This is a genomic window from Geovibrio sp. ADMFC3, from assembly GCF_054687035.1.
In genome coordinates this window covers 1032891-1046084 of record NZ_BAAFZG010000002.1, presented here as the reverse complement: position 1 = coordinate 1046084, position 13194 = coordinate 1032891, and the positions used below count along the sequence as shown (strand labels likewise).

Below are 13194 nucleotides of genomic sequence, written 5' to 3'. Positions count from 1 at the left end.
TATGAAGTCAAAGTTATTAGGTTTCGCAGGCTTGGCTGCGGCAGTTATTATCGGACTGGTTATTTTCAAAAGCGGCGGTTCAGCCACCGCTTCCCAGCCGCAGGGCGGAGGAGAACGACCGGCTGCAGAAGTTACTGTTTATACTGTTAAAGCAGAAGCAGTAACATTTACAAAAGATTTGCCGGGGCGTACATCGGCGGTGAGAGTTGCTGAAATACGTCCTCAGGTTTCAGGGATTATTCAGAAAAGGCTCTTTAAGGAAGGGGGCAGTGTAAGCGCCGGTCAGCAGCTTTACCAGATAGATCCTGCACCTTTTCAGGCATCATATGACAGTGCCAAAGCTGAACTTATGAAAGCCGAGGCTGATTTGCAGTCTGCTGCGCCGAAAGAGGCAAGATACGCTGAACTGCTTAAAGTCGGCGGTGTCAGCACACAGGAGTATGAAGATACTGCAACTGCGCTTGCTCAGGCTAAGGCGGCCGTGGCTGCCGGAAAGGCGGCTGTGGCAGCAGCAAAAATAAATCTCGATTATACAAAGGTTTTTTCTCCCATTTCCGGGCATATCGGCAAGTCCTCCGTGACGGAAGGGGCTCTTGTAACTGCTAATCAGGCATCTGCTCTTGCCAAGGTTCAGCAGCTTGACAGTGTATATGTGGATGTAAGCCAGTCTGCGGAAGAAGTTATGAAGCTTCGCCGCATGATAACGGATGACGGAACCCTTGGAAATTCGGCTGAAGTTGAGCTTCTCATCGGTGGAAAACCTTATGCTCATAAAGGTGTAATGCAGTTCTCTGATGTTACGGTGGATGAAACAACCGGAATGGTTCAGCTTCGCGCTCTTTTCCCGAATCCTGAAAGGGAGCTTCTGCCCGGTCTTTTTGTAAAAGCAAGGATTCCGCAGGCCAGGGACGACGCTGCTATACTTATTCCCCAGCAGACAGCGGTAAGAAATGCTGACGGCAGTGTAATTGTTTGGGCGGTAGACTCTGAAAACACTGTGAATCCACGTCCTGTTAGCGTATCTGATGCTGTGGGAAATAAATGGGCAGTGATGTCCGGTCTTCAGCCCGGTGACAGAATTGTTCTTGAGGGACTCCAGAAGATACGTCCCGGCGCAAAGGTAAACCCGGTTGAAACAAAAGCCGAATAGGCGTAAAACAGCAGGATGATATAATATGTCAAATTTCTTTATAGATCGTCCCATCTTTGCATGGGTGATTGCAATTATTATAATGCTCGCAGGTGTTCTTGCCATAAAGACACTGCCTGTTGAGCAGTACCCGCAGATCGCACCGCCCACCGTTTCCATAAGTGCCAGCTACCCCGGAGCATCTGCTGAAACATTGGAAAACAGTGTTACGCAGGTTATCGAACAGAAACTTGTGGGTATTGACTATCTGCGTTATTTCTCATCAACCAGTGACGGAACCGGTAATGTTGAGATTACTCTTACATTTGAACCGGAAGCAAATCCTGATATTGCTCAGGTTCAGACACAGAACAAGATTCAGTCTGCTTTGTCGTCATTGCCTCAGGAGGTTCAGCAGCTCGGTGTAACCGTTGAAAAGTCGAACAGCAGTTTCCTTATGGTTATAGGGCTTTACTCTGCTGACGGGTCAATGACTCAGAATGAGATTGGCGACTACATAAGCTCCAACATGTCCGATCCTCTCAGCAGGGTTCTGGGTGTCGGTTCGCTTCAGGTTTTCGGTCAGCCTTTCTCCATGCGTATATGGCTTAACCCTGATCAGCTTAATAACTATAAGCTTACTTCGGATGATGTCATAAGCGCCATAAGCGCACAGAACGCAGATATTTCTGCCGGTCAGCTTGGTGGAAACCCCGCTGTTGACGGTCAGCAGATTAACGCAACAATCACTGCTCAGACAAGGCTGAAAACTGTTGAAGATTTTGAGAATATTTTTCTCAAAGTTAATACCGACGGTTCTCAGGTACGTATGAAGGATGTTGCCAGGGTTGAACTCGGTGTTCAGAACTATGATTTTGTAACCAGATATATGGGCAAGCCCGCCGCAGGTATGGCGGTGAGTCTTGCCACAGGGGCAAACGCTCTTGAAACTGCTAACAATGTTAAAGCAAAAGTTGCAGAGCTTGAACAGTTTATGCCGGAAGGGCTTGAAGTTGTTTACCCTTACGATACGACCCCTTTTGTTAAAATATCAATAAAAGAGGTTGTTAAGACCCTTTTAGAAGCAGTTGTTCTTGTTTTCCTCATTATGTACCTGTTTTTGCAGAACTTCAGGGCGACACTTATCCCGACTATTGCAGTCCCTGTTGTTCTTCTGGGTACATTCGGAATACTTTCTGCTTTCGGGTTTACTATCAACGTTCTTACGATGTTCGCCATGATTCTCGCAATCGGGCTTCTGGTGGACGATGCCATTGTCGTTGTTGAAAACGTTGAAAGGGTTATGAGTGAAGAAGGTCTGCCTCCGAAGGAAGCTACAAGAAAATCAATGAACCAGATTACAGGCGCCCTTGTGGGTATCGCCCTTGTTCTTTCTGCGGTTTTCGTTCCTATGGCTTTCTTCAAAGGTTCCACAGGTGCTATCTATCGCCAGTTCTCAATTACAATAGTTTCTGCGATGGTACTTTCCGTTGTGGTGGCTCTTGTTCTTACTCCTTCACTTTGCGCTTCAATGCTCAAACCTGTTGAAAAAGGGCATAAGGAGCATATGAAAGGCTTCTTCGGATGGTTTAACCGCATGTTTAACCGCAGCAGAAGCGCCTACAGAACAAGTGTGGGATACGTTGCAGCCAGAGCTTTCAGGTTCTTCATAGTATATGCAGTGATAATTGCCGGACTCGGCTTTATGTTCACAAAGATACCCACATCGTTCCTTCCTGATGAGGATCAGGGTATTATGCTTGTACAGATATCAACACCTCCGGGAGCCACTCAGGAGAGGACTCTTGAAAGCGTGAAGAAAGTTGAACAGTATTTCATGGAACAGGAAAAAGAGTCTGTAATCAGTATATTTACAGTTACAGGCTTCAGTTTCGCCGGACGAGGCTCAAACACTGCGATGGGGTTTGTACGTCTCAAAGACTGGGAAGAAAGAACAGAGCAGCACCAGAAAGTTTTTGCCATAGCTCAGAGAGCTATGATGAATCTTTCAACAATTAAAGACGCATTTGTGTTTGCTTTCTATCCGCCTCCAATAATTGCCCTTGGTAACGCCACAGGTTTTGACCTTCAGCTCCTCGACAGAGCCGGTCTCGGGCATGAGACTCTTATGAATGCCAGAAATCAGCTTCTGGGGATGGCTGCGCAGGATGCAAGGCTTGTTGGGGTTCGTCCCAACGGTTTTGATGATGTTCCTCAGTTCAGGATCCATGTTGATCATGAAAAAGCAAGCGCTCTGGGCGTTTCCATCGCAAGTATAAACAACACGCTGAAAACAGCTTGGGGCTCAAGTTATGTTAACGACTTCCTCCATAATCAGCGTATCAAAAAAGTGTATATTCAGGGTGATTCAGAGTACAGAATGCTGCCTGAAGATATTTATAAATGGTATGTTAGGAATGACAAAGGCGAGATGGTTCCATTTTCTGCTTTCTCCACTGCTGAATGGGAATACGGCTCACCAAAACTTGAGCGTTACAACGGTACATCTTCTCAGGAAATTCTGGGCGCTCCGGCTCCCGGGGTAAGCTCCGGTGAGGCAATGCAGATTATGGAAGAGTACGCTAAACAGCTTCCGCAGGGTATAAGCCTTGAGTGGACAGGTATTTCATATGAAGAGCGTGCAGCAGGAGCGCAGACAGGTCTGCTCTATGGGCTGTCTCTGCTTATCGTGTTCCTGTCTCTTGCTGCTCTTTATGAAAGCTGGTCTGTTCCGTTTGCGGTAATGCTTATTGTTCCTCTTGGTATTGTGGGTACAGTAGCTGCGACCCTTGCAGCAAGCCTTGCCAATGACGTTTACTTTCAGGTGGGTATGCTTACCACGATTGGTCTTGCGTCGAAAAACGCCATTCTTATCGTTGAATTTGCAAAAGACCTGCACGACAGCGGATACGGATTGCTGCGGTCTGCTATGATAGCATCGGAACAGAGGTTAAGACCGATTCTTATGACGTCAATGGCGTTTATTCTCGGTGTTACTCCCCTTGCCATATCCAACGGTGCAGGTTCAGCCAGCCAGAACGCCATTGGTATAGGTGTTATCGGCGGTATGACCTCCGCTACATTCCTTGCCATACTTTTTGTGCCGATGTTTTATATTGTTATAATGAAACAGTTCGGCAAGCGCACACCGGCTGACGTTAAGGAGACAACTAATGGTAAGTAAAAACATAATTGCGGCGGCTGCCGTGTCTGTGATAATGGCGGGATGCTCTATGATTCCCGCTTATGAAAGACCTGCCTCCCCCGTTGCTGCATCTTTTCCCAAAGGTTCGGCATATGGGCAGGCAGACAACATGTCTGTTAATGTTGCTGAAATGGCATGGAAAGACTTCTTCCTTGCTCCGGAACTCAGGGCTCTCATTGAGAAAGCCCTCGAAAATAACAGAGATCTCCGTGTTGCGGCTCTTAATATAGAGTCCGCAAGGGCTGCTTACCGAATTCAACGCTCCGACCTTCTGCCGGATGTAAATGCGACAGGCTCATTCACACGTCAGCGTGTGCCTGAAAATGCAAGTGCCACAGGCAGTTCCTATACTGCATCCAGTTATAGTGTGGGTATCGGAATAGCTGCTTATGAGCTTGATTTTTTCGGCAGAGTGAGAAGCCTCAGTGAAAAAGCCCTTGAAAGCTATTTCGCTACGGAAGAGGCAAGAAATGCGGCGCAGATCACCCTTGTAGCAGAGGTGGCAAACGCATACATCACTTATCTGGGCGACAGGGAAATGCTGAAACTGGCAGAGGAAACCCTCAAAAACCAGCAGGAAGCATATGAACTTGTGAAAAAGAAATATGAGCTGGGCAGCGCAACAAGGCTTGAACTTGAACAAGCTGCCACTGCGGTTGAAAACGCAAAGATAAGCAAAGTTCAGTACACAAGGCTTACAGCGCAGGATCTTAACAGTCTTACCCTGCTTGCTGGTACTGATATTGACGCTGCCGCTCTTCAGGCTTCACTGCCGGATGAGATAACAGCGCTCAAGCCTCTGCCTGCTGGTGTTCCTTCGGAAACACTGCTGAACAGACCGGACATAAAACGTGCGGAACATTCGCTCAAGGCTGCTAATGCTGATATAGGTGCAGCAAGGGCGGCTTTCTTCCCGTCTATTACGCTTACCGGTTCGGCAGGGCTTGCCAGCAACGGACTTGATGACCTGTTCAGCTCAGGCTCAGGACTTGCATGGTCTTTTGCTCCGCAGATAAATATACCCATATTCAACGCCGGGCGTAACAAGGCCACTCTGGAAGTTGCCAAAGTTAACCAGAAGATAGCAGCGGCGGAATACGAAAAAGCCATTCAGACTGCTTTCCGTGAGGTTGCAGATCAGCTTGCGGCTAAAGGTACATTTACTGACCAGCTTGCGGCGCAGAAGTCACTTGCGGAGTCCACACGCACAGTTTATGAACTGGCGAGTGAACGCTATAAACACGGGATATCAAACTATCTTGATGTACTGGATGCCCACCGTTCGCTTTTTGCAGCAGAACAGGGGGTAATCTCGGTAAGACAGCAGTATTTGAACAACCTTGTAACGCTGTACAAAGTTTTGGGCGGCGGACAAATATAAATCTCTCACCAAACCCCGTGCGGACCTGTGTGCCGCATGGGGCTTTTTTCTTTTAAATACTCATTTTCCTGAAAATTCTCTCCGGTCTTCCCACTGTCCCGTAGTCTATATCTGCATACAGAAAACCGGATGCCAGCAGGTATTCCAGATAACGTCTTGCGGTGTTGCGGCTTGCATTTATTTTTTTGCCGACCTCTTCGGCAGAAAATCCGTCTGCTCCGCTCTCATCAAACACTGCGCATATCTTCCGCAGAGTTATGGGGTCTATGCCTTTCGGGAGTCCGCCTTCATCCTGTGTTTCAGAGGCCGGATGTATAAGTTTGTCTATCATCTGCTGTTCAAGCACTGCATTGCGTGTCAGCTCCGTGCTGTATGTGCGGAATTTTTCCAAAGATGCTTTGAACCTGTCAAAAATCACAGGCTTAACAAGATAATCAAACGCTCCTCCACGGAGGGCTTCCTGAAGTGAGCTTACCTCTTTTGCTGCTGTTATAAGTATCACGTCAACAGATTTTCCCTTTGCCCGCATATTCCTAAGAAGCTGCATTCCGTTTCCTTCGGGAAAAAACAGATCAAGAAGCACAAGCTCAGGTTCAAGGAGATCCACCATCTCCTCACCGTCTGCCAGAGAGTTTGCTATGCCCACCACCTCAAAGCCTTCTACTTTTTCGGTGAAGCGTTTATGAAGTTCTGATATCTTAAGGTCGTCTTCAACTATTACCGTTCTTATTCTCTTCATGAAACATTTCCTTGGGGATTGATACCCTGAATGATACACCGCCGAGCCTGCTTTTAGCCATGCTTATGGAACCACGCATCTCCATAAGGGCATTGTTAGCCAGATAAAGCCCTATGCCTCTGTTATCGCCCTTGGTGCTTACCCCTTTTTCAAAGATATTTTCGATAATTTCCGGTTCAAGTCCTTTCCCTGAATCCTCAACCTGAAACAGCAGACTTTTGCCCGAATCCTTCATTGTGAGGAGAACCTGCTTCACTGGTGAGTCTATTACCGCATCAAAGGCGTTGTCCAGTATGTTGCCCAGAATTGTCACAATCTTTTCCCTGTCTACATGATCAGGGAGGTCAGTCATGCGGCTGTTTTCAGCTATGGTGAAGTCTATTTTAAGTTCCCTTGCCCTGCTGTGTTTCCCTATTATCAGCGCTGAAACAATGGGGTCGGGCACATTGGCATTAACAAAGCTTATCATCTCCTGATATATTTTTGTTTCAGAGAGAATAAGCTCCAGCGCCTCCTGATAGGCTTCTATCTGAATAAGCCCTGCCACTGTATGCAGCTTGTTTGAGTATTCGTGGGACTGAACCCTGAGCATGTCAGAGTATTTCCTGATACGGTTAAGCTCCTGTGCCAAGAGAGTTATTTCATTTTTTCTTCTGAAGGTTATAACAGCACCGTGAACCTTGCCCATGTGCATTACCGCCATAACGTTCACAAGCAGATCCACATCCCTGACTATCATAGACGTGTCTTCCATATTTTCTTTGCTTCTGATTACCTCTGCCGAATATTCCGGGGGAAAAATTTCGCTGAGGTGATGCCCTATATAATCTTTTTCAAGGGAGAGAACCCTCATGGCGTTCTTGTTGATCAGCCGGATCTCATTTTCTGTGTTAACTGCGATTATCCCGGCACGGATTGTATCTATTATTGCATTACGCTCAAGAAACAGATCTGCGATCTCTGCCGGCTCAAGCCCAAGAGTTATCCTCTTCTGGTGGTTGGCGATGAGAACAGCGGCGCCCAGTCCCGTTGCAAGCATCATTAATACGAACATCAGCGGCTTTTTCTGATGCTCAATAATAGTGGCCCGGATGCGTTCCTTAAGATAGCCGACAGCGACAAAGCCCACTATACGCTCGTTGTAATAAACAGGGGCTATCCCCCTCACAGAAGGACCGAGAGTTCCCACGGCTTCAGATACATAGGCTTCCCCGTGTATTGTTGCCCTGTCTGTATCATCTCCCTGAAACTTTTTGCCGATGTTCGCAGTGTTTGGGTGTGTGAGGCGTATTCCGAAGTTATCTGCAACCACAACATAAGCTGCTCCTGTTTTGAGCCGCACTTCCTCTGCCAAAGCCTGAAGCCTGCCGTCTTCATCACTGCGTGCTTCAAGGGATGTCTGAACCAGCGGCATTGTTGTCATGGTCTGGGCTATGTTAAGAGCCTTTTCTCCTATCTGAAAGCGAAGGAAATCAGCCACCATGCCGGCAAAAATTAGCCCGCTTATCAAAAGCTGGAGCATAAGCACAGCAAAAATCATCATCAGCATCTGTGTTCTTACTGGGCGTTCGGAAAAAATACGCTTCATAGCTACCTGTTTCGTTTTTTTAAGTAATATTACCATAGGTCGTCCGGTGAAATAAAAAAAGGACACGGAATATGCCCGTGTCCTTTTCAGGAGTGTATGTTTACTTTGTCAGATTATGAAAAGTGCTAAGGCATAACCGACGCAGCAGGCTGTTATAACCCCGATCAGCCCTGGTGCCATAAAGCTGTGGTTAAAGTAAAATTTGCCTATTTTTGTTGTTCCTGTGATGTCAAATGTGCATGTTGCAATATCTGACGGATAGTTCGGTATAAAGAAATATCCGTAGCTTGAAGGCATTATACCTATGAGCAGGGCAGGAGGCAGACCGAGACCGAGACCCACCGGAAGCATCATTTTGCATGTTGCCGCCTGAGAGTTGATAACCACTGATACTATGAACATTGCCAGTGCAAATGTCCACGGATATGCGTTGACCATTTCGGTTATTGAGGTTTTAAAAGCAGGCATGGCATATTGGAAATAAGTGTCACTCATCCACGCTATACCGAATATAGCGATGCAGGCAACCATACCCGACTTAAACACAACACCTTCAGGAACGAGTGAGGGTTTTGTCTTGGTTACTATGAGTATCAGACCGCCGAAGGCGAGCATCATCATCTGAATAAGTGTTGCCATATCAACAGGTTTGGGCATGCCTTCTATGGTTCTGAGAGAGGGGAACATGCCGAATATTACTATTACTGCCAGAGATGCAAGGAATATATAGACTGCGTTTCTGGCGGATGCGGGCAGTTTTTCATTAAGCGTTGTTGCGGTGGTGTTGAGTATTCTCTCACGCCATACCGGGTCTTCCATGCGTTTCTGATATTCAGGGTCATCTTTCAGCTCTTTACCTCTGCGGAGGCTGTAAACTGACATTGCTATGGTTCCGATGAAGGTGGCGGGGATGGTTACGCCGACTATGGAAAGCAGAGTGAGCCCTTCTGCTATGCCTGAAAGAGCGGAGAGATAGTAAACAACCGCTGCTGAAATCGGGCTTGCGGTTATTCCGAGCTGGGAAGCCACAGAAGCTGCAGCCATCGGGCGTTCGGGGCGTATGCCGTTTTTGAGTGCAATATCGCCGATGATAGGCATGATAGTATAGACTGCATGCCCTGTGCCGAGCATTAATGTCATTGTATATGTTACTATGGGCCCAAGAAAAGTTATTTTCTTAGGGTTGGATCGGAGTATCTTCTCCGCTATCTGAAGCATATATTTCAAACCGCCCGCAGCCTCCAGAATAGATGCGCATGTAACCACCGCAAGGATGATAAGCATAACGGTGATGGGTGGAGAGGTGGGGGGCATTTTGAAAACCAGCACTTCAATCAAAAGACCTATGCCTGAAACAACACCGAGTCCTATGCCGCCGAAACGGCTGCCTATGTATAGCATTACGAGAAGAAATAAAAATTCTAAGTACAGCATGGTGTACCTCCGTATTTTTCCGCCGGTTGTGTTTGCCGGGGTTTTATACGGAGTATCATATATCATTTGCTTAAGAGTTAAAGTATTCGGAATAAAAGGATATTTTGTATTTTAAAAATATAATGCTCTTTTTGCTCACGGTCTTGGGAATGTTTTTGATGTGTCTGAAGTTTGGCAGTGTGTTATGTCTGTTACTTGTCGTAAAATGCGACTTCGTTGCTCGACCAGTCAAGCGTTTCGAGGAGATTTTTGTTAATGATCGTGTAACGTCCTTCTCTTTTAAGCAGTCCGTCTTTTTTCCACTGCATAAAAATTTTAGCCAGCATTTGCTCGGTTGTGTAAACAATATTTGAGAATTCGATTATGGATAAGTTTACAGGAAGCCGCAGCCATTTTGCAGCAAGGTCAATTTCATAAGATATCAGTATGACTTTAAAAAAAAGCTGGAGGCGCTCTTTCGGGGTCAGCATGGCAGCAACGGCAAATTTCTCAATGTGTGTGTGGAGCCTTGATATTGTTGCCAGCAAAAATTCTTCTTTTACCGCAGGTTTATCTTCCATATAGCGCAATAAATCGTCCTGACGGACTATGTAGACGGTGCTTTCCCGCATTGCGTAAAAGTTTGTGATGCTCACTGCTTTGCGGGCAATGGGGGTTGGTCCGAACATCCTTCCGGGTGGGATAAGCCCCATAATAGACGGCTTTTTCAGCGAAACGTCATTGGTGGTTTGCCCTAATAAGCCTGATTCAACATACACATACTTGTCAAAGAGTCTTTCCTGAGACAAGACAACAGTATTCTTCTTGAGTTTTGAAAACTTGCCGATTGTCTTAAAAGTTTCCGTTATGATGCCGCTTGTATTGCGGGCAATCCACGGTAATGCCATATAATATGACTTCATATGTACTCTCCAAAGTTACATATATACTATCATTTTTTTTTAATAAAAGTACAAAACCAATACTCCGGTATATATTTTCATTTTTTTTCATGGGCTATGTTGCCTCCAGATTATAAAACAGGAGGTAACATATGAAAAAGTTTTTCATGGCCCTTTTGTGTTGTTTGTTTATTCCAATGCTGGCTTTTGCGGATAAAACATATGACACGGATGTTGTTGTTGTTGGCGCTGGTGCGTCAGGTGTAACGGCTGCTTTACAGGCGGCAGAACTCGGAGCAAAAGTTGTCATTATTGAGAAGCTGCCTTCTCTTGGCGGCGGGACAATTTGCAGCGGTCTGACTGTTGTAGGAAGCGACCAGCAAAACAAATATGGTTTTCACCAGTTTACAGACAAATCATATGTTTTCAAAAAAATAATGGATTACAACCACTATGCAGGCGTTGCTCCCATAGTCAGTAAGTTCATTAATGAGTCAAACAATTCATACGAATGGCTCAAGAAACACAATGTTAAATTTGACCCGATATTCCTTTACACATATCTGGAAGATCCGGCATGGCACCCCCTTACAGGTCATTGTGCGGGAATGTTGAAAAGTTTGATCGAAGAATTCAAAAAATACAACATCACTGCCTTAACCGAAACTCCGGGTAAATCACTCATTATCAAAAACGGGAAAGTCGCCGGTGTTATTGCTGAGAGCGAGGAAGACGGAAAAGTAACTATCAACGCTAAATCCGTAATTATTGCCACAGGCGGATACGGCGGCAACCCTGATATGGTCAAGAAATATGCTCCGTTCAAGGGCTTTTCTGTAAACAAAGGCTCTAAATTCAGAGTTGGCGACGGTATCAACATGGCTCTTTCTGCCGGTGCTGATACTCATAATATCGGTCTCATGCAGTGGCATGACCCCATGCCTAAAACAGACATCGGACGTGCTACACGCAGCGGTTTCAACGAACCCTTCTTCTGGGTGAACAAAGAAGGCAAGCGTTTCATGGACGAAACATACCGCATGCTCTGGGCTTACAGCGGAAACGCAAGTCTTAACCAGCCTGACGGCGTTGTTATCAAGCTTCTTGATGCTGCAACAGTTAAACACATCACTGACAACGGCGGCGCACTGTACGGCGTGCATGACCTCAAACCCAACAACGACTTCAACAAATCTGTTGAAATGGATGTTCAGGGCAACAAGGTTGTTAAGGCTAATTCAATCAAAGAGCTTGTTCAGAAGCTGAATAAAAACTACGGCTTCAACATGGACGAAGCTACTCTTCAGGCAACTATCAAGCAGATTAACGATAGCTATGCCAACCATGAAGATTCTCAGTTCTTCAAGAACAGACAGTACCTCAGAGAGTTTAAAACAGCTCCATACTATGCGCTGGTAACTTATCCTGCATTCCTTGGTTCAGTCGGCGGTATCAAAGTTGATGAAAACGCTGCTGCTCTTGATGCAAATAATAAAGCAATTCCCGGACTTTTTGTTGTAGGGCTCGACTCCGGAGGCATGCTCTACGGTGATACTTACAATATTGTTTCAGCCGGACAGACACTTGGCTGGGCAGTTAACTCGGGAAGATTCGCAGCAATAAAAGCTGTTGATGAAATGAAGAAATAGGAGTTGATTTGTGAAAAAGATATTAGCTGTAATAGCTCTTCTGACAGTAAGCATAACGGGTTATGCTTTTGAAATCGACGGTCCTTCCAACAGTAAGCTTGATATATACGCAAGCATAAGAACATACGGTATGGTGCAGGATCTTGAAAGTGAAACAACTGATACAACTGAATCTCTGCTTGGTGTGCAGATAAACTCAAGGCTGGGCTTTATATTCAAAAAAGACAATATAATCGCCCATGTTGAATATAATCAGCCTAACGGTTCAAGTGATACTACATACGCCAGCAACGGTCTTCGTCTTGCTTATGTAGGTATGACATTTGACGGTGACAGAGCAGTGTATGTTGGTCAGCAGTCCACAATAGCCGGCGCTGGTCCCGCTATGGGAAGAAAGCTCACAGGTGACTCAGGTATAGCTGGTTTCGGCGGACTCGGCGGCGCTCGTAGACCCGGTATAAGATATGATTTCAGCAAAAACTTTCAGGTTCTTCTTTTCGACACAAGACCTGACAGCTCAAACTATTCAAAAATATTTACCGGTTCTCAGTATTCCGACGTAAATGTTGAACAGAAACTTCCCAAGTTTGAAGTTCAGTATGCGATTCCTGCTCTTCGTCTTTCTCTTATGGGCGCTTACTCTATGTTCAGTGCAACTGCGAAAGATGCTAATAATGAAGAAAAAGACTTTGATACCTCTGCGTATCACGTCTCATTCCTTGCTAACCCTTCATACGGCAAGTTCGGTCTTAAGCTCACAGGTTTCTACGCTGTGAACGGCGGGCTTTATGCTCAGGTAAGCACAGGTTCCAATTCTTCCAAATTTGTTATTCAGCCCAACTACCTTAATGCTAAAGGAGAAGTTGAGGATGTTAAAACATACGGCGGCGGTGTGACATTTGTTTACAAAGTCGATAAACAGTCAACACTTGAAGTAGGTTACGGCTTCCAGTCTTCTTCATCTGATATGTACGAAAAAGATGATGATAACATGGGTGTGTTCGCAAACTACAACTACAAGCTTAACCGCTACGTACAGATAACTCCTGAAATCGGTTTCTATGACATGAAAGAAAACGCAACCAAAAAAGGACAGAAACCGACCGACTCAGCGGCAATCATTCAGGCAGGTATCCAGTTTAGAATCGATTTATAGATACTTTCCTCCCTGTAATAAAACGGTAGCGG

9 protein-coding genes are annotated in these 13194 nt (G+C 45.8%); 5 read left to right on the top strand and 4 right to left on the bottom strand.

From position 1 onward, the window contains the following. The first annotated feature begins 1 nt into the window (after position 1). From ACYRYY_RS05250 to ACYRYY_RS05240, 3 genes are read left to right on the top strand one after another with little or no spacing between them, the layout of a single operon-like run. Positions 2 to 1150 carry an efflux RND transporter periplasmic adaptor subunit gene (locus tag ACYRYY_RS05250; RefSeq protein WP_460214507.1) on the top strand — a complete coding sequence of 383 codons (1149 nt, stop codon included), beginning with the start codon at positions 2 to 4 and terminating at the stop codon, positions 1148 to 1150. A gap of 25 nt (positions 1151 to 1175) precedes the next feature. Next, complete coding sequence (locus tag ACYRYY_RS05245; RefSeq protein ID WP_460214506.1) at positions 1176 to 4313, top strand: efflux RND transporter permease subunit; 3138 nt, start codon at positions 1176 to 1178, stop codon at positions 4311 to 4313. Continuing rightward, positions 4303 to 5715 carry an efflux transporter outer membrane subunit gene (locus ACYRYY_RS05240; RefSeq protein ID WP_460214504.1) on the top strand — a complete coding sequence of 471 codons (1413 nt, stop codon included), beginning with the start codon at positions 4303 to 4305 and terminating at the stop codon, positions 5713 to 5715. Before ACYRYY_RS05245 ends, ACYRYY_RS05240 begins: the two co-directional genes overlap by 11 nt. 52 nt (positions 5716 to 5767) lie before the next feature. Here ACYRYY_RS05240 and ACYRYY_RS05235 read toward each other — a convergent pair whose 3' ends face one another. The 4 genes from ACYRYY_RS05235 to ACYRYY_RS05220 all read right to left on the bottom strand — a co-directional run bounded on the left by ACYRYY_RS05235 (position 5768) and on the right by ACYRYY_RS05220 (position 10378). Further along, complete coding sequence (locus tag ACYRYY_RS05235; RefSeq protein ID WP_460214503.1) at positions 5768 to 6454, bottom strand: response regulator; 687 nt, start codon at positions 6452 to 6454, stop codon at positions 5768 to 5770. Continuing rightward, positions 6426 to 8042: an ATP-binding protein gene (locus ACYRYY_RS05230; protein ID WP_460214502.1), complete on the bottom strand. Its 1617-nt coding sequence runs from the start codon at positions 8040 to 8042 to the stop codon at positions 6426 to 6428. The genes ACYRYY_RS05235 and ACYRYY_RS05230 overlap by 29 nt, the downstream gene beginning before the upstream one ends. 108 nt (positions 8043 to 8150) lie before the next feature. Continuing rightward, on the bottom strand, positions 8151 to 9476 hold the full coding sequence (locus tag ACYRYY_RS05225; protein ID WP_460214501.1) for an anaerobic C4-dicarboxylate transporter: 1326 nt from the start codon (positions 9474 to 9476) through the stop codon (positions 8151 to 8153). 191 nt (positions 9477 to 9667) lie between these two features. Further along, entirely contained in the window at positions 9668 to 10378 is a 711-nt protein-coding gene (locus ACYRYY_RS05220; RefSeq protein ID WP_460214499.1) for a Crp/Fnr family transcriptional regulator, read from the bottom strand. 131 nt (positions 10379 to 10509) lie between these two features. Between ACYRYY_RS05220 and ACYRYY_RS05215 the strand changes: the two genes are divergently transcribed. Then, positions 10510 to 12006, top strand: coding sequence for an FAD-dependent oxidoreductase (locus ACYRYY_RS05215; RefSeq protein ID WP_460214498.1), 1497 nt, complete (start codon positions 10510 to 10512; stop codon positions 12004 to 12006). A 10-nt stretch (positions 12007 to 12016) separates the two neighbouring features. Continuing rightward, positions 12017 to 13162, top strand: coding sequence for a hypothetical protein (locus ACYRYY_RS05210; protein WP_460214497.1), 1146 nt, complete (start codon positions 12017 to 12019; stop codon positions 13160 to 13162). The last annotated feature ends 32 nt before the right edge of the window (positions 13163 to 13194 follow it).